Raw genomic sequence first — 25,761 nt, forward strand, 5'->3', positions numbered from 1 at the left:
TCACCTCAAGAATAGATCTCAAAAACATTAAGTTCCAAAAAAGAACTTATATGAAAAATATAGCTGCCTTGATAAGTTGTCAATAAAGCGGATATCTTAATCGTTCAAGTTGTCCTAAAATGACAGCCTGCTTCCTGTAAAGACATATAGATGGTATTGCGATGAAATGGCATGAACTCGGTGAAATGAATTGTCCAATTGCACGGACTTTGTCGATTTTTGGCGACCGTTGGACCCTGCTGATTATTCGTAATGCCTTTATGAAAACCCGTCGTTTTGATGATTTTCAAAAACAGTTGGGCATCACCCGTCATTTGCTGACCGAACGTATTAACCGCTTGGTCGAACACAAGATTTTTGAAAAAGTGCTCTATCATGAAGCACCGAAGCGTTATGAGTATAAGCTGACTGAAAAGGGGTTAGCGCTGTACCCGATTATTGTCACCATGAGTACATGGGGCAATATCTGGCAGAATGAAAATAAGCAGTTTCCCGAATTGCGTTATCTGCACAAAAGCTGTGGGCATGTGACCAGCCCAAGCCTAACTTGTGATTGTTGCAAGCAGCCTCTTGATGCGAGAGAAATGTCGCCTGTTTATGTGACTGATGAGGATGGGGAATAATATATTCCCCCATCTGGAGAATATTCAAATAGCTATTAGATTGTAATCGGTGCAAAATAATAGAAACTTCGACTCTTTTGAAAACCATTTAAAGCTTATTTTGCTGAAGTAACATTCACCCGTCTTATTTTATTGTTAGTGACCAGAATCCCTCTGACATCATGCTCAATCTGAACCAAATGCTTAGATAAATTCATATCTCAAGCGGTTTCGACTAAAGGTAATGTGTCACGCCAAAATCCACAACCCACATCACAAATATGAGCATATTCTTGCAACTTTGCTAAAAAATGGCTAGTACAAGCTTTGCATATCCACATGTAATATGGATTGTATAAATTTATCCGTATATTGGCTGTAATAATCTATCGTTTTCATAAATATATTTAAAAATATAAATCCTAAAAATAAGGGAGCTGAAGCTCCCTTTACAACTCACTAAACAATATTATCATCAGATAGCGTTTTACCCATCACCTTAGAAATAATCTTAAGCAACTGCTGTTGGCGCGCATTAATAAAAGCTTCAAAATCATCAGCTCTTAACAAATCAGGTTCAATAAAATGCGTTGCTAATATCTGGTTCATATTAAAATCGTCCATCAACACAGTCTTATGATTTTGCAAATCATAAAGATACTTCGATGGTGCTTTACCGCCTATCATTCGATTCGCTTTATACGAAATTGGCGTTTTATTCAGAATAGAATCATATATTTTGGAAGGTTTCCCATGATCTTCACACCATTTTTTTGGGAAAATATGGTGAATATCCAAAGCAACTTCTTCGACATCTAAATTTTGAATAGATTCTTTCCAAAAGAAGTCTTGTGCCCCTTCTCTTAATACCAACGTATTTAGGCCCTTATATGCAGCACTCAAACGAGATCTTAGCGTTTTCAGACGTTGCGCCTGAAATGATGCTTCTTGAATTGTTCTAATCTCATGATCTGGCTTTAGAACCCAATTACTAAAGTCCTCCAGATCATTGGCAATACGTGTGTCAACAGCACCACCATAAAGCTCACCAAGCACACCACACCAGAACCATTGACTTAATTTTTCGTAGATTTTGGGCTCTAACCATCTTTCTTTTAGCAAAGTTAAAATTGCGGCAAGAGGTACTAACTGCGTGCGGTATGGTAAATCTTTAGTAAAGAAAAAACACTCTTTACGCAAAAACTTGGCTACCAATAAAAACCCCGCTTCAACATCATTCGACCATTTTTCATAATCATTCAATGACATTCCCAATATTGCTGCACGCTTTGCACTTACTGCGGAAATAAATTTGCCAGTTTTATCGGCAGCAATATCTGCTTTTCTCTGTTCCAATGTACTCAATAAGCTTATGGCTTGTAAGTAATCCGTCGGCTCTACCAGTTTTAATATAGATTCTTTATCACTTAATCTTTTAGCACGACCAATTGGATTGCGCTCAGGATGTCCATACCAATCATCTCGGAGGTTATACCCCTCAGCAGCAAATGTCGCTGTGACAAGTTCAAAGACAGATAAAGGGACACCACCTGTATTTACTTTTTCAAATACTAAACACACCGCTTCTTTAGAGTTTTCTTTATTTAATCTGATAACAGGTACTGCATACTGTCTAAAACTTTCAAGAATTTTTTCTCTAAAGTCCATATATTCTTGAATTCTATTCGTATGATTTCTAAATAGAACAACTTCCCATTCATTGGCATTGAAAATACGATTACATGGAAAAAAGAATGCCTCGCACTCTTTTTCTGTAGTAGAAAAATCTAATGCTATTTCTTTACTGTGCGAATTTACTATTTTCTTAATATCTCGGCCAAAATTTGTTTTAACAATTTTATCTTCATCTACCGATATGAACGCATCCTCTAAATTACCGCTCAATGCCATTTCAATATCAATATAATAATGACGCTTAATCACTCTTCCTTTTTCATCAAATGTCTTAACAGGTTTATCGAGTTTCAATACCTGCGTTAAAGAGGTCAAACGTTGCTGACCATCTAAAATCAACTCTTCAGGTTCTATATCCTTTTTGGCAAGCTCTACATTTTCAATTGGACGTACTTGAAACTTTACATCTCCCCCTGTTTCTAGAAGCATCACAGCACCTACAGGAAACGTCCTTGCAATACTTACTAATAATGATTTGATATGAGCATCATCCCATACCCATCCACGCTGAAAGTCAGGGAGCTGTAATTTACCTTCAACAATTTTTTTTAAAATGTCACTTAAGTTTTCTTTAGTACTGTCAAAATTACTCATTTATAAGAAATCACGTATTATCGATGTTTGAGCTTAAAATACATGACATAAAAAAATTATCAATAAATTACATCGATATATTGCTATTTTTTAACCATACCATGTGTTATACATGTTCTTAGGGTATTTCCTTACTTCGCGTGTCCATATAAATAAAAAAGTAGATCAAAATCTTACTATACCTTCATACATAGGCTGCTTATACGCCAAATAATGCAGCAGTTGACCAAATAAATAACCATATGTTTTATTTATTTTTTTGTTCATGAAGAAATGTAATTTACCCTTTATCTAGACTAAAAATAATTGGGTAAATTTTCCCAATGATTCCCCACTAAAGGCAAAATAAAGTCAAATCAAGTCGGATGATATCGGACAAACAAGCAAATAAAAAAGCCTTTAAGTATTGAACTTAAAGGCTTTTTTATATCGGATCAAACAATCCCGAATAATATTTTGGTGGAGATGGCGTCAGTTGAACCAGATCAATAACCTTATGTTTTATCTATATTTTATTTTTATACAACTCAAATTTACCCAATTTTGACCCATTAGCTTTTTGTACATTTTTTAATGGGTTAAAAATTCTGAACCCAATAAAATGAGAGGGAACACATGTACCCTCTTGAATTTTATTACCTAGGATATATAAAACTGAGTTTAACACTCTACACAGCGATGGTCTTTTTATGATGTAGTCTTGCCTCAGCAACATCTAAATCAGGTACTTCAACAGATGGCAGTATAGAATCCTGTTCAACTTGTTTATTGATACTTAAGTCCTGATTGGCCTTTTCTGATTTAGCCTTAACCTTTTGCTCACGCAATCCTTTAGCTGGTGCCCATTGTAAAATAGGTAAAGCTCGAGCAACAGCAAGTAAGATACGGTCATTCAATGCTTCACTTTTGACTGTATATTCAGGAGTAAAGTCTCGATCTGTTGCATAAACACCTATAGGTAAAGTCTGTGCTTGGAAAAAGCTGAACAAAGGACGAAGTTGATGCTCAAGTACCAAAGCGTGGCGATCACTCCCACCAGATGCAGCAAGTAATACTGGAACATCCACTAAAGCGGTCTGCTCGACAAAATCAAATAAGTGTTTAAACAGCCCCGTAAAAGAAGCACGATAAACTGGCGTACCAACAATCAAGGCATCAGCCGCTTCAATAGCAGCCAAATCATCTTGTACTTGTTTGGGTAACTGACTCCGATAAATTGCACCACCCAATAAAGGACCAATCTCACTGAGTTTTACAAATCTCACATTTATTTCGATTGCTTGCGCTAATTCATCCAAAATCGTTTGAATCAAACTTTCAGTTTTTGATGGGCTGTTAAGCCCACCTGAAACTGCGACAATGTTGAGTGGTTTATCATTTGAATATGACATGACTTGGCCTTTAGAAAAATTAATACTTTGACTTATATGGAACAAACCAAGACTTCTAGTTAAAGTCTTGGTTGAATAGGATTGAGAACGATTCTAAGCAATACGATACTTTGATTCTTCTGGTATACGCTGTAATGCCTGACGTTGGTTTTTAAAATGTGGCAGAACATGTTCACCTAAGCGATAAGCTTCTTCTAAATGCGGATAACCGGCAAGGAAGAACAAGTCGATTCCAATACTGTTATATTCCTTAATGCGTTCAACAATTTGTTGGTAGCTACCCACCAAAGCAACACCTGGAGGGATACCAATGTAGCCAAAGCCAGACCAAACATTAGGATGAATGAAGAAATCATTCACATTTTTGCTACCATCTTTATCCGCATATTCTTTTTCAAAACTGAGTACTCGCGCTGATCTGAGTCCTGCATGAGCAGCTGAAGCATGCAAACGTTGCTTCTCTGCTGCTTCATCTAAATAACGTTGCGCCTCTGCCAAAGCTTCCTGTTCGCTACGTCGAGCAATTGTATCAATGGATAAACCAAACTTAATATTGTCCCGACCATACTTCGTAGCACGTTTACGTACATCTGCAATCAATGCGGCAATCTCACTTGGTTTTTCAGCACGCATTAAATAATAATCTGCGTGCTTTGCGCCAAACTCACGTGCGGCTTCAGAAGAGCCAGCTGTACAAATGATGGGTAACTCAGCTTTATTGAGTGGATACTTTAATCCGCCGCCCTCAGCAGAATAATATTTGCCTTGGTAATGGAATGATTCGTTATACCAATAACCTTTTACAACATCGAGAAACTCAGTTGCGCGGATATAACGGTCATCATGAGGCGTGGCATCTCCAACCTGACGTTGAATCACCTCGGATCCACCATTAATGATATTCCACACCAAGCGATTGCCTGTTGCACGTTGGTAGGTTGCAGCACTTTGTACCGCATTGTATGGACTAAAGTGATAAGGCTGGAATGCCGTCACAAAATTCAGTCGCTTGGTTTCTCTGGCCAATAGCGAACAAACAGTCCAAGGTTCCTCTCCTGTTGGTGCATTGACCATCAATGCACCTGCGAAACCATTGATTTCTGCTGCGCGTGCCACCTGTGCTAAATAGTCAATATAAGTAAAGTCATCACCCACTTGATAGTTGGATGTTGCTCCAGTATTTTCAACGCCAGATACGCGCGCCCAATCACCACGATTACGAGGATCGCCTGCTAAAAATTCAGCTTCACCATGCAAAGGTAGGCGAGTAAAAAATTCAATTCCCATGATGTTCTCCGTATAACAGTTAGAATTTGGCTGTGAGAGAAACACCAACTTGGCGTGGGTTTCCGTAGGTTAAAACATATTGTCCTGCTGGGCCATTTGGACGACCATGTACCTGATATTCTTCATTCAGCAAATTCTTAACATAGGTATTGACCTGATATTTATTATTTGCGCTGTGATAACCAATATTGGCATTCCACAAGGTATAAGATTTTTGGCTTAGGATTGGATCAACTGAATAGTCTTGACGATTCACCAAGAAATATTCACGGTCACGATAGCTTGCGTCAGTACCCACAACGATACGAGCGCCATCATTTAAATTGAAGGTATATTCACCACCAACACCGATGGTATATTTGGGTGAACGGACTAAACTGTTCCCAGTATTGTCGGCATTGACCACATTGGTTACCGGGTTCTTGTCAACGAAGTCAGTATATTCACTATCTAAATAAGCACCTGCAAAACGTAAACGTAGATTTTCAGTGGCTAAATAATCAAGCTCTAACTCTGCACCTTTCACTTCTGCTTTTGGCCCATTGGCTAAAACTGAAGTAACACCGCCCCCTTGCCCCTCTGTTGCAACTAATAAATTGGTCTGGATATCTTTATAGTCGTAATAGAAAATATTGGCATTTGCGACTAAATCCCCACCCAGTAAGCTAGATTTCAAACCGAGCTCGTAACTGTTTAAATATTCAGGGTTAACATCCGCAAGTTGGGTTAGGCTACTAGATAGACCTGTATTAAAACCACCAGAACGGAAACCACGTGCAAATCTGAAATAAGTATTTAAATCAGGGGTAATTTCATATTCTGGTGTAATGTCATAGGTCAACTCATTCCATGTTTTCTTACGACTGGTTGAACCGTTCGCATTTGCAGTTGGGTTATAGACGGCGTTGCTATACCCATCTTTTTTCCACCAACTTCCTTTGGTGTAGTCGCCTGTTGTAATCTGAGTCAGATCGAGATCAATATCTTTTTCTTCACTGGTCCAGCGTAATCCACCCGTCACCTTAAATTTATCTGTAAATTTATAGGTACTATTTCCAAACACGGCAAAGCTTTGTGTAGCCTGATTATAAGTAATGTCTCTAAATGCAGGAGTGGATGCCGTCTGTGCAGGCGCACCATTTGGCAAAGTTTTCTTGACCCGTGCACTCACACCCTTAGAATCTAGATCTTCGTTAAAATAATGTAATCCTGCAATCCAGCTTAAACGTTTGTTCGCATCGGATGAAATTCGAAACTCTTGGCTATATTGACGCCATTCATTATCGCTATAACTTCGCGCAACGTCATAAGGGGTGTAATCACCATCTGAAATTGACTTTTGTGTGGTCTTGTCAAAAGCCGTGATTGAGGTAAAGCTATGGCCCCCTCCTAAATCTCCATTTAAAGTGAATGAAGCACCATCATGCTGAATTTTATTACTTTCATCTAAATCTAAATTGGTATTACGTCCCTCTGGTCTTTCATAAACGCCCCAATATTTCCCAATACTTAAGGAACCATTGTTTCCTAAACCATTGTAGGTCTGGCTATGTAAGTTAACTAATGCATTCCATTGGTCATTCACTTTACCTAAAATCTGGAAACGGAAAGATTTCTTATCAACATCGCCATAATCTTCGCCATTCGCTAAATTCTTTGAATAGCCATCACGATCTTCAGAGTAAAAAGCGCCCCGTACTGCAATATTGTCTGAGACTTTGCCATTGGCAGCCCCCTCGAAAGTACGTAGGTTATGATCACCTACACCTATCGTTGCATAGCCATTTGGTTTTTCTGAGAAAGTTGGTCTTTTGGAAATATAATTAACTGCACCTGCTGTAGTATTTTTACCGTAGAGCGTCCCTTGTGGCCCACGTAAAACCTCGATCCGCTCTAGATCGAATAAGTCTCCTGCACCAGCAACGGGAGCATTCAAATACACACCATCTGCATAAATACCGACTGGAAATACAGTCGATGCAGCAACATCCCCTGTACCCAAACCACGGATATACCAACGTGGTCGGCTATCACCATCTGGATTTTCCGCTGCTGCATTTGGTGTATAGGTTAAAACATCACCAATAAAGGTTGAGCCCTTGGCAGCCAAATCTTTACCAGAAACAGCCGTAATCGCGGTTGGAACTTTTTGAATATTTTGTGCTCGATATTGTGCGGTTACAATCACATCACTTAACTTTTTGACATCTTTTGCATTGACCACCTGCGCCTGTTGCTCAGCTGTGATGCCTGTATCGATCTCTTCATTTGCCAAAGCCAATGTCGAAACACTCGCTGTTACTCCCCACATAGCAGTTAAAATACTCTGCCTAATTTTTGTGACCTTAAACATGGTGACTCCATTTAAATAAATCTATTCTTATATTGGCAACTTCTATGCCACTTAATTTATTTTATAAATTTCAATACCTTAAAAAACAAAAATAAAACTCATGATTAGATTTTGCTGATAGATAAACATTTTTCCCTATGTTGTTGTTGTTATTCCAACATTGTTTGTTTTTGAAAAATGAAAGAAAAAAATAGCCATACAACTGTATGGCTATTTAGAATTAAAAATATTTCATGTATTTAAAATTTATAACTAAATTGTCCCTGTACCGTGAGTGGACGCATTGGTTGTAAGAATTCACTATTTGCACCGGCTAAACCATTCACAAAATTACGTTCATTGGTTAAATTCAGAATATTTAAACCCACAGTCCATTGTGGTTGTCGATAATATAATCCCAAATCTAAATTATAGTTATTTGGAACTTTAACCGTCTGGCTTAAATTGGTATACCAGTCACTTGTCCACCACCCTGAAAGATTTACACCAAAACCTGACTGATGTTGATAATCCACATAAGCACTGGCAGAGTATTTTGGAATACCCGCCGCATCATAACGACCTGCTTTACGCTGGTTTAATCCATTACTGTCCCCCCAGACAGTCGCATTGTCTGCATGGAAGCCAAAGGGAGAAAATCCTGCTGGAATAATTGAGCTATATTCAGCATTCAAATAGGTTAAGTTACCACCTATTGCAATATTTTTTTGTAGCTGCCAGCGTAGTGAAGATTCAATCCCTTTGACTTCAAAGCGTGCCATATTGCCATTTGTATCAGGTGATAAATCTCGCTTCTGCTCAAATCCGCTTAATGTGAGAAATAGTTGATCAATGATCGGCTCATATTTAAATCCTAATTCCTTTAATTCACTTTGACTGTCAAACGCTAAAGGATTCAGTTGATTGCCTGCCCCCCAAATTAAAAATGGGCCAAAAACACCTGTGTTGAGTGCAGTGCTCTTATCATAGGTAAAATACAGTGTAGTTTTTTCTGTTGGCTTGATAAATGTACTGGCTTGATAACTGAGCAAACTATACTTATTACGATCTGAACGGACATCTGTCGGCACTAAGACCAACGGGTTTTCCAGTTTGGCTTTGATTGAACTATGATTAATCCCAAGATTAATGCCAAACACATCATTAAAAGTAAAATTCTGCTGAGTAAACACACTCCACGTATCCCAAGATCCCGTTCCTGTATAAACAGCACCACCACCATTGGGAGGGAAACCACCTTTTTCAGCATATAAGCCATGGCCGACTGGATACATTCTTGGTAGATTTAAATAACCAAAGTACTGAGAATATTGAGGAACACCGGCTTGTCCAATCCAGCCTCCTGTTGAACTGCTATTATTGACCAACCCAAGTAAATCCCCTGGATTTTTTTGAGAAGGATCATTGGTCAGATCATAAGGATTAATATTAAAACTATTATTTGCCGCTAAAGAAGTAAACTCCTCACGGCGATAAGCGCCTCCTGTACTGCCTTTATTATTCACCTTAAGCCCAAACAACTCGAAATCATAATCTGCGAGGAATTCTAGGCGATTATCAAATAACTCATGTTCCAAATCAGTAAAGAAACTTCCAACCGAATCACCTAAATCCTTGCTATTTTGATAAAGCGTACTATTAGAAACAGACCAATGCGTATTCAAATCTTTAACTAATTTTAATTGGGTGCTGAATCGTTTGGCACTATTTTTATCTTCACTTCGACCAGAAATATTATCGTCTAGTTTGACCAATCCATTACCAGGTATAGATGGATCATAGACCCAACCTCGAATCGTTCCAGCCTGATTTGCTGTTGCATTAGGTAAAGGTGTTGTTTGAATTGGGCCTACAGCAATATATTGGTTTTTATCATTCTTTTGTCGATTCTGCCAACCAATTACTTTTGAATTTGCAGCTCCAGATTCAAATACAGGTGACCAGAAAGCTGAACCATTTTGAATAATTGGCGTAGCCCTACCTTTGTAATACTGACGGTTATCAACAGATTGTTGTGTTGCCCTATTCCAACCATGTGTCACGTTAAAATCATAATAATCGTCATAACTTATATTCCAGTCGACACGTAGACTATCATCTGGACGCCAAGCTAATGCACCATAGAATGCATTAAAATTATTTTTCACATTGTCATAATAATCATCAGTTTTTTGGGCTGTTGCACTGACACGAAATGCAAGATCTTTGGAGATCGGGGCGGTATGATCAATACTGACAGAAAAATTAGGTTCTGTACCTTTTCCTGCATAGATTGAACCAACTGAGCCAGAAATCGTTGTTTCTGCTTTATTAAAGTTAGGTTTTTTAGTGAGATAATTAATATATCCACCTGAACCCGAAGTAGGCGCAAAAATTACTCCCGTCGGCCCTGCAACAATATCAGCCGCTTCATAGGCATTTAAATTAGTCGGATGACGGGTACTATAAATTCGTTGGCTATCTTGAAAGACCTCTGAATTTTGCCCCCGTATCTGCGGTGCGAAATTGGCATTTTGTCCCCCGCCTCGGGTAATACTTGGCGCATATTTAACAAGATCATCTGCACTACGAATCACATCTTCACGAAATTGTTGTTCCGATACTTGGGACACTACACGAGGTGTGTCTAATACAGAGCTATCCGTTCCATAGATTGAAGTCACTTTACGTTTGGGAACAACAGTTTGTTTTTTATTTGCACCAGTCACCACGACATCTGCCAAAGTAATCACATCACTTTCAGTATTTGCCGATGTATTTTGGGTTTCTTCGGCAAAAACATGTATGGGTAAAGATGCCCCCGAAAAAGCTAAGGCAATCACTAAAGGTTTTAATTGATAAGGCTGCTTCATATCATACTCAGTAAAGTAAATTTACAGTACGTTACGCAAGGCCTATGCCAATCATTAAACAGCCTCAAAACAACACCCAAGATATTGATTTAATAGTTTTTAATTTTTATATATTTAGATATCAGCTTTATAAATGTTTATATTTTCAACAGATATGTTGAAATAAAGACAGTAAACAAAAACCAAAATAAAATAAGATACTGATAAATATAAATAAATTATTGGCATTTATTCTGCAAGTCCATAAAGATGACTATCCAATATGAGTATCTATAATGACAAGTCGATCAATTCTATTGTCACGTCGAAAGTTTTTAGCACAAAGTCTTACCGCAGTAGGTGGTGTTTCTTTAATCGGGAGCTTGTCTGGCTGCGATCAATCACCACAAACGGGTACTGACGTACAGAGCCCATCTTCACTCACTCCCAAACATGGTGGAACGATTCGATTGGGTCTAATTGGTGGACAACAGTCAGGCAGTTTAGATCCACATCTGTCTACGTCAAGCGCAGGAATTACCCGAGGTTTTGCCATATATAACAAGCTATGGGAATGGGATGAAAATATGCTCCCACGTCTTGCCTTGGCTGAATTTGCTGAACCCAATCATAATGCGAGTGAATGGACCATTCGTCTACGTAAAGGTCTAGAATTCCATCACGGTAAAACAATTACTGCTGATGATGTGATTTTCTCAGTCAAGCGTTTAACTGATCCAAAGCTTGCCTCACCGTTTCGAAATCTGGTGCAATGGATTGATCGGGATCGCATTCAAAAATTAGATGAATATACCGTTCGTATTCCTTTTATCAATTCAATTGCCGGTTTCGTTGCGCTACCTGAAACTTGGGTGAATTTTGGTGGAATCGTACCTACTGACTTTGATCCAATCCATAACCCAGTCGGTGCAGGCCCCTATAAAGTGAAACAGTTTATCCCTGGTCAACGTTCTGTCTTCACCCGTTTTGAAAACTATTTTAAAGCCGATCTACCTTATGCAGACAGTTTTGAGGTGATTGATTTTAAAGATCAAGTCTCGCGTTTAAATGCCTTATTAGCAGGACAAATTGATATCGCCAATGCCATTTCACCTGAATACATTAAAATTCTAGAGCAGGCGAAAAATATTCAAACCATTCGTTCTGAAACGAATACCCATAATGGTTTTGACTTTAATACGCAACAAGCCCCTTTTAATGATCCTAAAGTCCGTCAGGCATTTCGTTTAATTGCCAATCGTGAGGAGCTTGTACAACGTGGGTTAAATGGTCAGGGGCGTATTGCCAATGATCTCTACTCACCACAGGACCCTGCTTTTCTTAACCTCCCCCAACGTCAGCAAAATATCGAGGAAGCAAAAAAATTATTGGCACAAGCTGGTTTTAAAGATGGGTTAAATGTTGAACTTGTTGCGCCTGCTGGCAGCGCCCAACCTGCACTGATCTTTGCAGAACAAGCAAAACATGCCAATGTGAATATACGAGTCAAACAAGTCGATGCCGCAACATTTAATGGACCAGACCGTAATAAATGGCAATTGTCGAGTAACGCAACCAATGTCGGTACGCCCTATTTATCTACTGCTGTTGTCAATGATGCACCGATTTCAACAACCAATAAAATCAATTTTAAAGATCCTGAATATAGTGAGTTGTTTTATAAGGCGCTTGCCGAACCAGATTTAGCAAAGCGAAAAGTGTATTTGACCCAAGCACAAAAAATTCAACACGAACGTGGTGGAATGCTGATCTGGGGATTTAGCCACACCATTGATGCAGCCACAAAAAATATTGGAGGCTTAGCCCCAGAACATACTATTTTTCCAACGTGGCGTTTTGAGAAATTATGGAAGGCTTAAGCACATCCGTTTAACTTTGCTTCCCCTCTTTATGAGGGGATTTTTATTCTGCTGCCAGAATAAATTAAAAAAGCTGCCGAAGCAGCTATTTAAGATGTGGCTAGGATTATTGAGGAACAGTGATCACCGATAATTTATCTACGCCGACTCGTTCAATACTTGCCAATAATTTTACCACTGTCCCATAAGGAACAGTTTCATCCGCATTCAGGTTCAAAGCCAGCTTCGGGTTGCTATTCTTGCGTGACTGAATTTCTTGTTCAAAACTTGCAAGTGACACTTTGTCCTTATCCAAAAATATCTCACCCTGTGGATTAACACTAATCACGACAGCTTTATTCTGATCAGTGGATTGAGTCGGTGCGGCCTTAGGTAAATTGACTTTCACCGTATTGGTCAGCAAAGGTGCTGTGACGATAAAGACAATCAGCAAAACCAACATCACATCCACCAGCGGTGTAATGTTGATTTCACTCACCACATCATCGTCTTGAGAGGTAGAAATTGCCATTATGCAAATACTCCTTTCTCTTTCACTTCTTTTGTTGAAGCATCATTCAGAATCGTACTCTCTGCTGTATTTTTGGTTTTAGCAGTCGGCAATTGAAAACCAGCCTTTTGATTTAAACTGACAAAATCTGTTGCAAAATCATCTAAGTCTGCACCAATCGCTTTAACTTTACGTACAAAGTAGTTATAGGCAAGCACAGCAGGTACAGCAACAGCGATACCAATTCCTGTTGCAATCAATGCCTCTCCAATCGGTCCAGCAACAACATCCATACTTGCATTACCAGAATGGGCAATCGCCTGTAATGCATGAATGATTCCGAATACTGTGCCAAACAAACCAATAAAGGGTGCATTGTTACCAATAGATGCCAATAGCGCTGACCCTTTCTCCAATTGACGACGTTCAGTTAGAATTTGTTTGCGTAAGTGACGTTCCAATAGGTCCTGACGGCTCCAGCTGTTTTGCAAGTCATGGTGTGTTTTTTCATCTGCTTCTATCAGTGTTTTAAAACCCGCATTTGCAACACGTGCTGCTGGTCCTTGACCCGATTCAGATTTAGTTACGGCGTCAGATAAATTTTTTGCTTTCCAAAACGCCTCTACAAAACGTTTATCTTGTTTTGATGCTCTTTGAGTCTGAACTATTTTGATTACAACCAGTGCCCAAGTCACAATTGAGAAAGCAACTAATAACCAGATAGTGCCGTCATGGATCAATGAATTAATGTCAGTCATGTGAATATCCTCTTAATCTATAAAATTAAATTTATTTCGGTAATTGATAATGAATTGGAACATCGACCCAACCTTCTACAGGGGTTTTACCTTTTAAAGCGGGTGAAAATTTCCATTGCTTTACTGTTCTTACAGCAGCGCTATCTAAAAGTTTTTTGCCACTACTTTGCTTGACACTGACCGTATCAGGGCTACCATTTGCTAATACTTTGACCCTTAAAATCACAGAACCCTCCCAACCACGTTCGAGTGCCTGTTCTGGATATTCGGGTGCAGGATTACTCAGATAGCCGGCATATCCTTTCGCTTCCGTCACAGGTAAGTTGTCATCGACCGACTTCACAGGTTCAACCACTTTCTGAACAGGTGCAGGAGCCACCTCTTTGGTCACGACAGCCTCTTCCACTTTTTGTGGCGTAGGCTGAGTAACTGCTTTAGGTTGCTCTACCGCTTTCTGTACAGGTTTGGGTTGTTCAACCTGTTTAACTATTGGTTTTGGCTTTTCCACAACCGGTGGAATTTTAGGTTTCTCTGTGACAGGAGGAATTTTAGGTTCAATCACTTTGGGTGGTTCTTCAGGTTTTACAATTTCAATCACCACGGGTTCTGGCTTATGAATGTCCAAAGTAGGTGTAGGCAAGTGTTTTGCGATATACCAAATTCCTAAATGCGCAGAAGCAACTGCAATAATCGCAATCAACACTTTATTCAAGCGTGGTGGAGATGGTTGCGTAAGCTCCAAGGAATGCCGTGTAAACGGATCTGCTATGTTGTTTGAACTAGCTTCAGGTGCATATTGTTCAAATAGCAACGCCCGTTTATGCGAGTTAAATATTAGTTCACTCATAGGGTTTTAAACGAAAAATAAAATATTGAATAAAAAATTGCACAAGTCATGCCAAAAGAACAAGTATTTGATTTCTATATTTTTAATCACTTTTTTTTAATTAATTGATATTCAACATGTTGGTTTTCAGACAGTGTTATGCTGTTCAAACAACAAGATCCCTTTGATATCTCAAAGGGATCTAAATTTATTATTTTAATTTATATCCAACCAGTGGTAAGACCTCTTCTGCTACCCGATAGGCTTCTTCCAAATGAGGGTTACTGGCTAAAATGAAATGACCAACACCAATATCAATATATTCTTGCAAACGCTCTGCAACCTGTTCATAGCTACCCACTAAAATACAGTTAGGTCCGCCACGTACATTGGACATACCCGCCCAAACGTTCGGACTTACAAATAAGTCTTCGAAACGATTGCCCTGCGCCAAAGCCTGCTGACGTTTTGCACCGACCGACTCAGTATCTTTTCGTTCAAAGGCATGACCATCAACAGCAATGGTTTCATACATCTGTTTAAGCTCCTGAAAAGCTTGCTCTTGTGTAGGCCGTGCCAATATATCAATACGCATACCAAATTTAACTTTACGATCAGGCGAGTTTTGTTCAAAAAATACTCGCGCCTGTTCAATGACTTTTTTCTGCTGCTCAACAGGTTCACCCCAAGTTAAGTGAATATCAGCATGACGTCCTGCGACTTGTAAGGCGGCATCACTCGCACCAGCCAACCATAACCGAGGTACATCATATTGATTCATTGGGTATCTCAACCCACCCTGCTCAACATGAAAAAACTTGCCATCATAGTCAAATGGAGCATGATGTGAATAACCTTTTACAAACTCCAAAAACTCGTTGGTCCGTGCATAGCGCTGGTCATGCTCAATAAAATCACCGTAAGCACGTTGCTGCGCACCGCCTCCACCTGAAATGACATTCCACTCAACTCGCCCCTGACTTAAACGCTGTAAACTGGCAGCCATTTGACTGGCATAGGCTGGATGAATAAACCACGGCTGAATCGCAATCAACAGTCGAAGTCGTTTGGTTTCCCTTGCTAATGCTGAAGCCAATACCCAAGGCTCTTCAGTATGAGGAAAAGCGGGAATCAATGCGCCATGAAAACCAACAATATCAGCCGCTTTTGCCACTTGTTGTACATAATCATAGTAGGCAAACAACTGATCTTCATGCTGCGGTGCCACGCGTTGTGGAGAATTAATTGCTGGATTTAACTGATTCCATTCACCACGGGTATGTAACTGATGTGCTCGACGACCATCCCCATGAACAGGAATTCTCCATAAAAACTCAACTGACATAATAGTTCTCAATAATTAAAAATTTCACGACATCGTGTTCGTTAGCTATGTCATGAGCAGAAATCATGCCGCTTTTTATTCGATATTTTTTTAACATATACTATTGTTTTATTTAAACTTTATAAAAACCTACCAAAACATAGTGTTGAAATTTCAACACTTCTATACATTTAAATGTCTGTTTCACAGCATACATGACTGACTCAAAAACAATAGTCAGCATAAAAAATAATAAATAATTGATTTTTATATATTAATTATTTTGGCTTAGTTCTTGCTCTATTCCTCTATATTTTTTAATTCTTATGATGATATGCGTATTCTTCCTAGCTTATTTTTAAGTTTTAGTCTTTTAGGACTCGTCGCTTGCGATGCAAAACAAAACGAACAAGCATCTGAGAGTAAACCATCTCAGCAACAGTTGCGTATTGCTGTCGTAGCAAATGGCACATCAGGTAGTCTGGACTTTATTGGCGTACCACAACTCATCTCTCAAGACCCTATTTTTCTCAAGGCCTTAAAGCAACAACATATTGAGTTGAAATGGGAGCCAGTAACAACTGCTGCTGTAGCGACTTTAGTCAATGAAAGTTTCCTGAACAATAAAATTGATTTTGCTTTTTATGGCAACCTACCAGCTGTCGTACTAAATGCAACTGGGGTAAAAACACAAATTGTTGTGCCTGGGGGGATTGGTAATAATGTCTATCTGATTGTGCCACCTGATTCACAGGTAAAAAGTATTGAGGACTTAAAAGGTAAAAAAATTGCTTTACATCGTGGCCGTCCTTGGGAAATCAATTTTGGCCAACTGATACAAAGCAAAGGTTTAAACCTCAAAGACTTTCAAATTATTAACCTAAACCCTCAAGCAGGTGCAGCAGCTTTATCTGCCAAAAGTGTGGATGCATTTTTTACTTTAAGTGATGCGCTGACTTTACAAGACCGCCATCTCGGTAAAATTATATGGTCATCTCAATACTTGCCTGCTGACTGGAAAATGCGTGCGGAATTATGGGGACGTAAAAACTATATTGAACAATATCCAGAGACCACTCAATTACTTGCTGATGCAACAGTTAGGGCAATGAACTGGATATCCCAACACAAAGATGAATTTCAGCAGAGTCAAACCAAGTTTGGACAACCTTTGTCTGTGATTCAACGTGAAAGCCAAAATAGTGCAAGTACATGGCAACAGGATTGGTCACCTGAATACAAAGTTGATTTCCTTAAACAACACTATGCCAAAGTCATTAATCATGCTGTGAAAAACCAGTTGATTCAAACGCCTTTAAAAGCAGATGAGCTGTTAAATCCAAAATTTGCCGAGCAAGCAATTCAAAATTTACATGCAAACGATCAGCAGAAGAAACAGGGAGACTAAGCGATGAAAGCGCTCGTGAATCCCCCACTTGAAAAGAATATCGTTGTAGATAGATCGCCGTTATGGAGGAGGATTTCTGCTGAGCAGTTGTATGGGTTGCTCTCGCTGATTTCCCCCATATTGGCTTTACTTACTTGGCAATTTATTTGCTCTTTACAAATTTTTCCAACTCAAATTCTGGTGCCACCCGCAACGGTCTGGAATACATTTATGAGTTTATTGCAAAGTGGTGAACTACAACTGCACTTAAAGGATAGTCTTGCTCGATTATTTTTTGGATTTTCTATTGCAGCACTCAGTGCCATTGCTTTTGGAATTGCCTATGGTTCAATCACCACATTCCGTAATTACACTTATATCTTATTTAATTTGCTTTACCAAATTCCGATCTTTGTTCTTATTCCTATTTTTATTCTCGTTTTTGGGATTGGCGAACTCTTTAAAATTTTACTTATTATCAAAGCCTGTTTTTTCCCAATTGCTTTGGCAACAGCAGATGCAGTGAAAAATATTCCTAAACAATATATTGAACTCGGTCAAATCTACAAACTTAAAACGCGAGCGTGGCTTAGGTACATCGTCATCCCCTCAACATTCCCTCCCTTGATCAGTGGACTACGAATTGCATTAGGCCGAGCATGGTTGATTTTAGTTGCCGTTGAATTACTTGCAGCAGGTACTGGCATTGGTCAGATGATGGAGCTTGGACGGCAAATGCTTCGTCTGGATGTGGTGATGGTCGGGGTATTTATCACAGGCATGATTGGTTTTAGCCTCGATAAACTTTTACGTTTGGTCGAACAACGCTTTATATCACCTGCTCTCAGTTCAAGGGGGAAATAATGTCGTCACTATCACTTACTTTGAAAGGTGCATTACAACAGCCTGTGGTCCTCTTACAAGGTCTCGTACTTCCAGCAATATTACTAGCGTTATGGCAATACAACTCAGGACTAGGCTCTAGTCATGCCTATGCATTTGTCCCTTTACAGAATATTTATTCTGCTTCTCTTCAACTACTGGAAACAGGTGAATTATGGGTGAATACATGGGGTAGTCTGAAGAAAGCGGGATTAGGCTTTTTATTTGGTTCAACAGCTGGACTAATTTTAGGCGCGTTACTCGCCTATTCAAAAGTTTTTAATGCGCTCGTTTCGCCACTGTTTAACAGTATCCGACAAGTTCCACTCCTCGGTCTAACCCCATTAATTGCTTTATGGTTTGGCAATGGTGAAGAAGCCAAGATCTTTATTATTGCACTGGCTTCTTTTTTCCCCTTGGTCATTAATACCTTTCAAGGGCTCAGCCACTATGATGAAAAATACAGTGAAGTCGCACGAATGTATCAGTTTTCATTTTGGCGTGAATTTAAAAGAATCCGCCTGCCACAAGCCTTGTCACATATTTTAACGGGGTTAAATTTAGCGGTCCCTTTTACCTGGATCACCACCACAGCAAGTGAGTTGCTATTCAATGCAGGTGCCGGCTTGGGCAATCTCATGATGAAAGCTGAAATTAATGCCGAAATGGACATCCTATTGGTGTGCGCAATGACCGTCACGATGAGCGGTATTTTGATGACCACATGTATCCACTTCATTTCAAAACGTCTGCTGCAATGGCGAGCTTAGTAGCCTCTAATTTAAAAATACAATCAGGATTTCAAAATGTCTTTTCCTTTACTCTCGATTAAAAAACTCAATAAATCATTCCAACGTGATCAGAACAACTTAACTGTTTTAGACGGTATTCATCTCGACATTGAGCAAGGCGAATTTATCTCCATTGTCGGCAGCAGTGGTTGTGGAAAATCGACGCTACTCCGTCTAATTGCAGGACTAGACTCAGACTATCAGGGTGAAATTTTGCTCAATAAAATTCCTATCCAAGGGACAGATTTAAAACGAGGCTTAATTTTTCAGGAGCATCGCTTACTGCCTTGGCTCACCGTTTCCGAAAACATCCATTTGGCGCTGGAAGAAACGGGGTTAAGCCGTTCAGAAAAAAATGCACGTGTGAAAGAGCATATCGAAATTGTTGGACTTACTGGATTCGAGAATGCCTACCCTCACGAATTGTCTGGTGGTATGGCGCAGCGGGTTGCCATTGCACGTGGGTTGGTCAATAAACCTGATATTTTACTTTTAGATGAACCGTTTGGCGCATTGGATGCTATGACCCGGAGTCATTTACAGGCTGAACTGCAACGTATCTGGCAACATGAAAAAATCACCATGATTCTTGTGACGCATGATATTGAAGAAGCAGTCTATCTTGGAGATCGTGTGATTGTGATGTCAGCTCGACCAGGGAAAATCAAGGAAATTATACCTATTCCTTTAGCCCATCCAAGACATAAAGACAGTGAAAACTTATTCAATTTTCGTAATCAAGCACTTCATCTACTGGATCATACCGCATAATTAAATCGAATATTGATCGATATTAATATGATTTAGAAAACAGACGATGTCGTGATATTAATAGTCTTTATTATATATTAATCAGGAGTTTTAGCATGGGTTTATCAATTTGGCATATTCTATTATTTGCCGTTATCGTTATTTTATTATTTGGCACTTCAAAGCTAAAAAACCTAGGAAAAGATTTGGGTGGTGCAATTAAAGACTTTAAAGACTCTGTTAACCCTGATGATCCAAAATTAATACAGAATCAACAATACAAAGATATTAATTCGTTAGAATCAAATAGCGAGAAGCAGACCAAGCTATAAGTGATATATTGCCATGTTTAATATCAGTTTTGGGGAACTATTTGCTTTTGGCATTATTGCCCTCATCATTTTAGGGCCTGAAAAGCTTCCTCAAACATTAAGAACGGTACTATTCAAATATAGAGCAATTAAAAACCACCTCAATAAAATCCAGAATGATCTAGAAAATGAACTGGAATTGATTGAACTAAAAAGGATCATGCAAGAAGAGCTGCAAAAAATAAAACAAAATGAAGAACAGCTCAAACAACAACTCGCGCTCATGCAACAAGAAATTGAAAATGTACAATCCACTGTTTCTTTGGAACAAAGAACCAAAGCAACATACACCACGGATTATGTCTATATCCAATCACATGACAAGTTAAGGACGCCATTTTTAACTCATTTTAAAACAGTAAATAAATTCAATGAGGATCAAGCCGCATGACTGAACATCTCGTCAGTGAAAACCTCACTGAAATGAAATATAGCGAACACCTGAAAGAGTTAAGAAAGCGTTTGATCTATAGCATTGGTGCGGTTGTTACCATTTTTTTAGTGCTTCTCCCGCTTGCCCAACAAAAGAACTGATCAATCTTATTTCGAGCAAAAGCAGCGAATATGCCTAAACTAGAGCCAATAATTAATGCAACCAAACTGGCAGCCAGTGTCATCCAGATAATAGAAGCCCCACCAGAAAGTACACGCGACCACACATCATGACCAATATAATCATATCCAAGGAACGATTTTCCTTGAGGCGGACCATATGTCATGCCGATTAAAGCAGTGGGCTCAAAGGGAACCAAGACTGGTCCAACCAGTGCAAAAATCAACACTAAGGTCGTGACTACAAATCCAAAACGTACTTGTCTTTCACGAATTAATGTTTGAAAAAAAGTTCTTTGGTACCAATGAAGTGAGCTCATTTCCCACCTCCTTGCTGAATGTTCTTTAACGCATTACGGCGGTCAACAGGTTTTACCGTAATTGGTCGACCCGACTTCCATAAACGTAATGCCTGACGACGGCCTGGCGAACGAGCTTTATGTCTTTTGGCTGTTCGTATTTTTGGTGTGAGTAAGGTCGTGATTAAATCTGCAATTAAATTAACGACTACTACACAAATGGTCAGCAATAAAACAATTGCTTGAATGGTCGGGATATCTCTTAATTCAATTGCAGCATTGAGTGCATTACCAATACCGGGATAACTGAAAACCACTTCAATAATGAGAGCACCGCTCAGCAAAACCCGTATCGTTAATGCTGTTCCCTGCACCACGGGCACCAATGCATTTGGTAAAACATGTTTCCATATGATCCGTCGCTCAGGAATACCACGTAATCGTGCAGAGGTCACATAGTCCGACTCAAGTGCATCAATCATGGAACCACGAACTAAACGCATCAAATATGGAATAAGCGATAAGGCCAAAGTTAAAATCGGTAAAACTAAAAACTCTATTTGGCTAAAAGCTGACTGCTCTGGAATCAACAAGGATGCAGCTGGCAATATGTGCAGGATTGAGGTTGAGAAAAACATCATTAACCAGATTGCAATCACAAATCCTGGAACAGCCTTGAATAGAATAGAGCTAGAAACAATAATACGATCTAGTTTGCTATCTCGACGGAGTGACAACCACACTCCCAGTACCACAGAAAGTGGTACTGTAATGACAATAACTAAGATCGTTAATGCAACGGTGTTACCAAAATAATTCTGAACAATCTGCACAACAGGTACATTTGAATCAATCGAACGGCCAAAATTACCTTGCAATAATTGACTCAGCCAATGCCAGTATTGAATCAATATTGGATCGTTCAGGCCCAATTGTTCACGAAGTATTTGAACCGTCGCTTCCGGTGCTTCTGGGCCCAAAATGACGCGAGCCGGATCAGATGGGAGTGCTTGTGTGGCAATAAATACAATGAGACTAATCACAAATACAACCAATACACCTGACAACAACCGTGTGAAAAACCAAGGTAACCATGCTGGTATTTCAAATGATCTCGTTATTGTTTGATGTGAAATAGCTGTCTCTATATTGCTGGATTGCGTTGTCATAGCGGTCACCCCCTACGCCAAAATTCATCTGTACGCCACGCAGAAAAGCCTGTGCGATCGGGTGTTACTCCACCAATTTGGCCAGAATGTGCATCGAGTACATTATTAAAACCCCAAATGAGCAAACCACCTTGCTCATGTTGAATGTGTTGTGCTTCATGAATGAGAACTTTGCGTTTTTCCAAATCAGGCTGTTGTAATGCTGTATGAACCAATTCAGTAAAACGTTTATTGTTAAATCGAGTTTTATTATTTGCCGCACCAGGCCCATCAATTTGCAAAACGGTTAATAAAAAAGGTCGTGAAACATTTGAACCTGTACTAAATGCCCAATCTTGTTTTACAGCATCAGCAAAGGTGGCAGCTTCAACCTGTTTAACATTAACGATAACACCAGCCTGAGCCGCATGCTGAGCAAAAACCAATGCGGCATTGCTATCTGGACCTGTATACAAATCAACCGCCAAGCTATTGCTAAAACCAGCTTCTTTCAACAATGCCTTAGCTTTATTTAAATCTTGCTTACGCTGTAGAATACTGTGGTCATACACGGGATCACTAAAGGAATAGAGATCATTTGCAACTCGTCCTTGACCAGCTAAAGCCCTTTTAACCAAATCATCTCTATTGGCAATCAATCTAAAAGCTTGACGTACTCGAGGATCATTGAAAGGTGCTTTTGAGATATTCATATCAAAAGATTGCCAAGCATCTGTTTCAGAAGAAACTAGATTCAATCGTTTATTGGCTTGAATTAAAGAAATATGCTCGGCACTTACACCTGAAGCAATGTCAATTTGACCAGATTGCAAAGCAGCAAGACGCCCTGTCTGATCTTTAAAATCAATGATTTCTATTGCATCAGCATAAGGCCTATTTTCTTTCCAGTAATTTTCAAAACGGACAAAGCGTGAACGCTGGCCTGGTGTAAAACTGTCAAGCTTAAAGGGACCTGCTCCTACGACATTTTTAACTGGGTCATAATCTGTAGGAACGATGCCTCCCCAACTCATCCATGCCTCAGGTAAAGCAACCAACCCTTTTCCTTGAGTAAAAGGAATCTCAACTGTGTATTCATCTCGCTTTTTAATCTCATTCCTTTGCAAAGAATAAAGATAGGCTGCAAATGGAGAAGCGAGTTTAGGGTCCGTCAAACGGCGTAAGGAGAAAATAACATCATCAGCAGTAATCGTTTTACCATGATGAAATTCGAGTCCTTTTTTTAAGCGAATGGTCCATTTCGTCCCATCATTATTCGGCTCCGCAAATTCAGCAAGTGCGAGTTTGGGCTGGATATCTCTACCCCATTCCCATAATTTTGCATATAAAGGCCAACCTCTGAATGCACTGGACATACCAATAGGCTTGTGCGCGTCTAAATTACCTGCTTGATTGCCATTGATTACTCCAATTTTGATCACACCGCCTTTTTTCGGAATATCATTTTGAGTATTACTAGGATTAGCACTCTCAGAAGATGGAGAGTCAGTTTTAGAACATCCTATTAGGCTAATTGCAGCAACAGCTCCAACCCCCAATCCAGTCTGCTTAATCAGTTCTCGACGTGTAATTTTGTTCATGTTCTCTCCCTTAAACTACGATTTCTTGATTCAAGAGAGAATCAATGGATGAATTTTTATTGAGCTTAGGTAACTCAAAACCATGATCGAGCTCTAATAACGGGAACAATAAATCAGCTACGCGATAGGCTTCTCCAATTAAAGGGAAACCAGATAAGATAAAGGCAGATACACCATAGCTTTCGTATTCTTTAATCCGTTCAGCAATATTTTCAGCACTACCGACCAAGGCAGTACCTGCTGCTGGGTTTAAAATATCAAAACCAAATAAAGATGGCCCAGTCCAAACATTAGGATAAATTTCAAAGTCTTTTGCACGAGGTAATACCCCATGTCGTAACAAAGTGAGATTCCTTTGAACGATTGGATTTGGGCTTTGATAACTCTCAAAAGTTTCATTGGGAGGAAGCTGCCGTTTAACAGCTTCGATTGCATAATTTAAATCAATCTTGTCGAGTAATGACTGAGCATACTGCCAAGCCTCTTCTTCTGTTTCTCGAACAATAATTTGCAATCGAGTACCAAACTCTAAAGTACGCCCAATTTTTGCCGCCTCAGCGGCAACTTTGCTAAACTTTTCTCCAAGCAGCGGTGGCGTATTCGCAAAACTTAAATACACATCGAGTAATTCAACAGAATGCTGAACGCCTTTGGCAGAAGTTCCAGCTCCCCATAAAGGAACACCCTGCTTTTGAGTTGGACCACTCCATTTGGACATAGGAGATCCACTTTCTAGACGTGGAGCAATTTGAATAAATTCCCCCTCAAATCCAAACCTATCTCCTAAATAGTTTTGCTGAAATGCTGTCCAGTATTCCTTGCTAAAGTCATAACGCTCATCATGAGTATAGTGAATACCTAAAGCTGCCAAACCCTGATCATTTCCATTGACGACATTAAATAACAAACGCCCTTTAGAAAATGCATCAAAAGTTTGCGCATATTTTGCCAATACTGCTGGCTGGACTTCTCCAGGATGTTGGGCAACCAGAAACTTTAAACGTTCAGTAAATGGGATTAAACTTGCAGCAACAGCAAGTGTTTCATACTCGCTGGTACCCATAAGTGAACCGTAAAAACCAAGTCGATCCGCAGTAATCGCAATCTGTTGCAAGTGTTCATAATCGGTATCCCACCGCCCAGATTCCAACCAAGGATATGGTCCATCGGGAGAAGTGAGATACCATAAAAGTTTTACAGCCATAGTATTCTCTATATTTATATTTGAATAAGATTTCTAATGAAGTGGAAGTAATCCAAGCGACTTCGCTTTATCGGTTAAACCACTCATTCGCCACTGCTGGTGTAAAACCCCCTGTCCGTATTCACGGCTTCCCCCAGCTAATTCAGCAAGTAGCTGAATCTGCGCACCTTCCTCAAGTAACAAGATAAATTCAGCTGTTTCTTGTAATCCCTGACGTCCCCATACGGTTGCCCCACCGTTGGCTTCTAAAATTGCTCGATGTTCGATATCAACTTTGAGTTGATCTAAAATGAAATCTACTTCTGCCTGACGGCGATCAATATAAATTGGTAGTTCTTTAAATAAATGAAAGCGCTGAACAGGCACATAACGAATCGGTAAGGTACGATGGGTTTGCGCCCAAGCCCCTAAATTCGGCGCGTGTACATGAGATATTGTGGTGACATCTGCATGCTCGCGAAAAAGTTTGTTATAACGCCCACCTGCATTTTTTCTTCCCAATAAAACTTCACCATCAATTGTCTCCACAAGTACTTTGCTTTTTTTATCTTTAGACCAAGGTCCTGCATAGTTAAAAGTGACTAAGGTATTATCAGGTCCACGCTCAACAAAATTAACCGTTCCATTTGCCGTGATTGTTCTTGTTTCACGGAATACTTCAAAAGCAAATTCAGCTTTTTCACGATTTAATTCGATAAAGTCATTGAGTTCAGGAGACAGTGGAGTTTGAATAAGTGTTGTCATG

Annotated in this window: 21 protein-coding genes and 2 pseudogenes; 9 read left to right on the forward strand and 14 right to left on the reverse strand. The window is 39.5% G+C overall.

From position 1 onward, the window contains the following. Positions 1-161: 161 nt before the first annotated feature. The gene (locus F902_RS16910; protein WP_005205323.1) at positions 162-623 is read left to right on the forward strand and encodes a winged helix-turn-helix transcriptional regulator; all 462 of its coding nucleotides are present in this window, start codon (positions 162-164) and stop codon (positions 621-623) included. 438 nt (positions 624-1,061) lie between these two features. Here F902_RS16910 and F902_RS16915 read toward each other — a convergent pair whose 3' ends face one another. The 5 genes from F902_RS16915 to F902_RS16935 all read right to left on the reverse strand — a co-directional run bounded on the left by F902_RS16915 (position 1,062) and on the right by F902_RS16935 (position 10,774). Next, positions 1,062-2,891 carry a GmrSD restriction endonuclease domain-containing protein gene (locus tag F902_RS16915; RefSeq protein ID WP_005205324.1) on the reverse strand — a complete coding sequence of 610 codons (1,830 nt, stop codon included), beginning with the start codon at positions 2,889-2,891 and terminating at the stop codon, positions 1,062-1,064. Between the two features lie 668 nt (positions 2,892-3,559). Continuing rightward, positions 3,560-4,282 (reverse strand): FMN reductase, encoded by a 723-nt coding sequence (gene msuE / locus F902_RS16920; protein ID WP_004805290.1) that lies wholly within the window; start codon positions 4,280-4,282, stop codon positions 3,560-3,562. Between the two features lie 93 nt (positions 4,283-4,375). Beyond that, a complete protein-coding gene (locus F902_RS16925; protein WP_005205327.1) occupies positions 4,376-5,569 on the reverse strand; it encodes an LLM class flavin-dependent oxidoreductase in 1,194 nt (397 codons plus the stop codon). A gap of 19 nt (positions 5,570-5,588) precedes the next feature. After that, positions 5,589-7,922, reverse strand: a complete 2,334-nt coding sequence (locus tag F902_RS16930) for a TonB-dependent receptor (protein ID WP_005205329.1) — start codon at positions 7,920-7,922, stop codon at positions 5,589-5,591. 239 nt (positions 7,923-8,161) lie between these two features. Then, entirely contained in the window at positions 8,162-10,774 is a 2,613-nt protein-coding gene (locus F902_RS16935) for a TonB-dependent receptor (RefSeq protein ID WP_005205331.1), read from the reverse strand. A 275-nt stretch (positions 10,775-11,049) separates the two neighbouring features. Between F902_RS16935 and F902_RS16940 the strand changes: the two genes are divergently transcribed. After that, complete coding sequence (locus tag F902_RS16940) at positions 11,050-12,633, forward strand: ABC transporter substrate-binding protein (protein ID WP_005205332.1); 1,584 nt, start codon at positions 11,050-11,052, stop codon at positions 12,631-12,633. A gap of 106 nt (positions 12,634-12,739) precedes the next feature. On the opposite strand, the gene F902_RS16945 is transcribed toward F902_RS16940, so the two are convergent. The 4 genes from F902_RS16945 to F902_RS16960 form a co-directional block, all read right to left on the reverse strand. After that, positions 12,740-13,144, reverse strand: coding sequence for an ExbD/TolR family protein (locus F902_RS16945; RefSeq protein WP_005205333.1), 405 nt, complete (start codon positions 13,142-13,144; stop codon positions 12,740-12,742). Continuing rightward, entirely contained in the window at positions 13,144-13,881 is a 738-nt protein-coding gene (locus tag F902_RS16950) for a MotA/TolQ/ExbB proton channel family protein (protein WP_004660922.1), read from the reverse strand. Before F902_RS16950 ends, F902_RS16945 begins: the two co-directional genes overlap by 1 nt. 31 nt (positions 13,882-13,912) lie before the next feature. Next, entirely contained in the window at positions 13,913-14,728 is an 816-nt protein-coding gene (locus F902_RS16955; protein ID WP_005205334.1) for an energy transducer TonB, read from the reverse strand. Between the two features lie 190 nt (positions 14,729-14,918). Next, on the reverse strand, positions 14,919-16,052 hold the full coding sequence (locus F902_RS16960; protein WP_005205335.1) for an LLM class flavin-dependent oxidoreductase: 1,134 nt from the start codon (positions 16,050-16,052) through the stop codon (positions 14,919-14,921). A gap of 313 nt (positions 16,053-16,365) precedes the next feature. Here F902_RS16960 and F902_RS16965 point away from each other — a divergent pair, with 313 nt between their 5' ends. The 7 genes and pseudogenes from F902_RS16965 to F902_RS22210 form a co-directional block, all read left to right on the forward strand. Next, on the forward strand, positions 16,366-17,439 hold the full coding sequence (locus tag F902_RS16965; RefSeq protein WP_005205336.1) for an ABC transporter substrate-binding protein: 1,074 nt from the start codon (positions 16,366-16,368) through the stop codon (positions 17,437-17,439). Between the two features lie 3 nt (positions 17,440-17,442). Beyond that, on the forward strand, positions 17,443-18,282 hold the full coding sequence (locus tag F902_RS16970) for an ABC transporter permease (RefSeq protein ID WP_005205337.1): 840 nt from the start codon (positions 17,443-17,445) through the stop codon (positions 18,280-18,282). Then, the gene (locus F902_RS16975; RefSeq protein ID WP_005205338.1) at positions 18,282-19,070 is read left to right on the forward strand and encodes an ABC transporter permease; all 789 of its coding nucleotides are present in this window, start codon (positions 18,282-18,284) and stop codon (positions 19,068-19,070) included. The genes F902_RS16970 and F902_RS16975 overlap by 1 nt, the downstream gene beginning before the upstream one ends. Positions 19,071-19,106: 36 nt before the next feature. Next, a complete protein-coding gene (locus F902_RS16980) occupies positions 19,107-19,862 on the forward strand; it encodes an ABC transporter ATP-binding protein (protein ID WP_005205339.1) in 756 nt (251 codons plus the stop codon). Positions 19,863-19,957: 95 nt separating this feature from the next. Beyond that, positions 19,958-20,173 (forward strand): Sec-independent protein translocase subunit TatA, encoded by a 216-nt coding sequence (locus F902_RS16985; protein WP_004655037.1) that lies wholly within the window; start codon positions 19,958-19,960, stop codon positions 20,171-20,173. A 13-nt stretch (positions 20,174-20,186) separates the two neighbouring features. Beyond that, a complete protein-coding gene (gene tatB / locus F902_RS16990) occupies positions 20,187-20,603 on the forward strand; it encodes a Sec-independent protein translocase protein TatB (RefSeq protein ID WP_005205340.1) in 417 nt (138 codons plus the stop codon). After that, a pseudogene (locus tag F902_RS22210) lies at positions 20,600-20,737 on the forward strand (twin-arginine translocase subunit TatC); the annotation flags it as partial. The gene tatB and the pseudogene F902_RS22210, both read left to right, overlap by 4 nt. On the opposite strand, the pseudogene F902_RS16995 reads toward F902_RS22210, so the two are convergent. From F902_RS16995 to F902_RS17015, 5 genes and pseudogenes are all read right to left on the reverse strand, one after another. Next, positions 20,731-21,084: pseudogene (locus tag F902_RS16995) on the reverse strand (ABC transporter permease); the annotation flags it as partial. The pseudogenes F902_RS22210 and F902_RS16995 overlap by 7 nt on opposite strands. After that, entirely contained in the window at positions 21,081-22,232 is a 1,152-nt protein-coding gene (locus tag F902_RS17000) for an ABC transporter permease (RefSeq protein ID WP_005205345.1), read from the reverse strand. The pseudogene F902_RS16995 and the gene F902_RS17000, both read right to left, overlap by 4 nt. Before the next feature lie 5 nt (positions 22,233-22,237). Next, positions 22,238-23,812: an ABC transporter substrate-binding protein gene (locus F902_RS17005; RefSeq protein ID WP_005205347.1), complete on the reverse strand. Its 1,575-nt coding sequence runs from the start codon at positions 23,810-23,812 to the stop codon at positions 22,238-22,240. 10 nt (positions 23,813-23,822) lie between these two features. Continuing rightward, positions 23,823-25,016, reverse strand: coding sequence for an LLM class flavin-dependent oxidoreductase (locus F902_RS17010; protein WP_005205349.1), 1,194 nt, complete (start codon positions 25,014-25,016; stop codon positions 23,823-23,825). Between the two features lie 33 nt (positions 25,017-25,049). Continuing rightward, complete coding sequence (locus tag F902_RS17015) at positions 25,050-25,760, reverse strand: class II aldolase/adducin family protein (protein WP_004805243.1); 711 nt, start codon at positions 25,758-25,760, stop codon at positions 25,050-25,052. Between the last annotated feature and the right edge of the window lies 1 nt (position 25,761).

This window comes from Acinetobacter higginsii, from assembly GCF_000369525.1.
Classification (GTDB): Bacteria; Pseudomonadota; Gammaproteobacteria; order Pseudomonadales; family Moraxellaceae; genus Acinetobacter; species Acinetobacter higginsii.

Coding starts and splice junctions, on each gene's coding strand:
- F902_RS16930 (WP_005205329.1), bottom strand. CDS start 7,922: ATGTTTAAGGTCACAAAAATTAGGCAGAGTATTTTAACTGCTATGTGG.
- F902_RS16925 (WP_005205327.1), bottom strand. CDS start 5,569: ATGGGAATTGAATTTTTTACTCGCCTACCTTTGCATGGTGAAGCTGAA.
- F902_RS16950 (WP_004660922.1), bottom strand. CDS start 13,881: ATGACTGACATTAATTCATTGATCCATGACGGCACTATCTGGTTATTA.
- F902_RS16945 (WP_005205333.1), bottom strand. CDS start 13,144: ATGGCAATTTCTACCTCTCAAGACGATGATGTGGTGAGTGAAATCAAC.
- F902_RS16980 (WP_005205339.1), top strand. CDS start 19,107: ATGTCTTTTCCTTTACTCTCGATTAAAAAACTCAATAAATCATTCCAA.
- msuE (WP_004805290.1), bottom strand. CDS start 4,282: ATGTCATATTCAAATGATAAACCACTCAACATTGTCGCAGTTTCAGGT.
- F902_RS16940 (WP_005205332.1), top strand. CDS start 11,050: ATGACAAGTCGATCAATTCTATTGTCACGTCGAAAGTTTTTAGCACAA.
- F902_RS16965 (WP_005205336.1), top strand. CDS start 16,366: ATGCGTATTCTTCCTAGCTTATTTTTAAGTTTTAGTCTTTTAGGACTC.
- F902_RS16985 (WP_004655037.1), top strand. CDS start 19,958: ATGGGTTTATCAATTTGGCATATTCTATTATTTGCCGTTATCGTTATT.
- F902_RS17010 (WP_005205349.1), bottom strand. CDS start 25,016: ATGGCTGTAAAACTTTTATGGTATCTCACTTCTCCCGATGGACCATAT.
- F902_RS17005 (WP_005205347.1), bottom strand. CDS start 23,812: ATGAACAAAATTACACGTCGAGAACTGATTAAGCAGACTGGATTGGGG.
- F902_RS16915 (WP_005205324.1), bottom strand. CDS start 2,891: ATGAGTAATTTTGACAGTACTAAAGAAAACTTAAGTGACATTTTAAAA.
- F902_RS16960 (WP_005205335.1), bottom strand. CDS start 16,052: ATGTCAGTTGAGTTTTTATGGAGAATTCCTGTTCATGGGGATGGTCGT.
- F902_RS16935 (WP_005205331.1), bottom strand. CDS start 10,774: ATGAAGCAGCCTTATCAATTAAAACCTTTAGTGATTGCCTTAGCTTTT.
- F902_RS16975 (WP_005205338.1), top strand. CDS start 18,282: ATGTCGTCACTATCACTTACTTTGAAAGGTGCATTACAACAGCCTGTG.
- F902_RS17000 (WP_005205345.1), bottom strand. CDS start 22,232: ATGACAACGCAATCCAGCAATATAGAGACAGCTATTTCACATCAAACA.
- F902_RS16970 (WP_005205337.1), top strand. CDS start 17,443: ATGAAAGCGCTCGTGAATCCCCCACTTGAAAAGAATATCGTTGTAGAT.
- F902_RS16910 (WP_005205323.1), top strand. CDS start 162: ATGAAATGGCATGAACTCGGTGAAATGAATTGTCCAATTGCACGGACT.
- F902_RS17015 (WP_004805243.1), bottom strand. CDS start 25,760: ATGACAACACTTATTCAAACTCCACTGTCTCCTGAACTCAATGACTTT.
- tatB (WP_005205340.1), top strand. CDS start 20,187: ATGTTTAATATCAGTTTTGGGGAACTATTTGCTTTTGGCATTATTGCC.
- F902_RS16955 (WP_005205334.1), bottom strand. CDS start 14,728: ATGAGTGAACTAATATTTAACTCGCATAAACGGGCGTTGCTATTTGAA.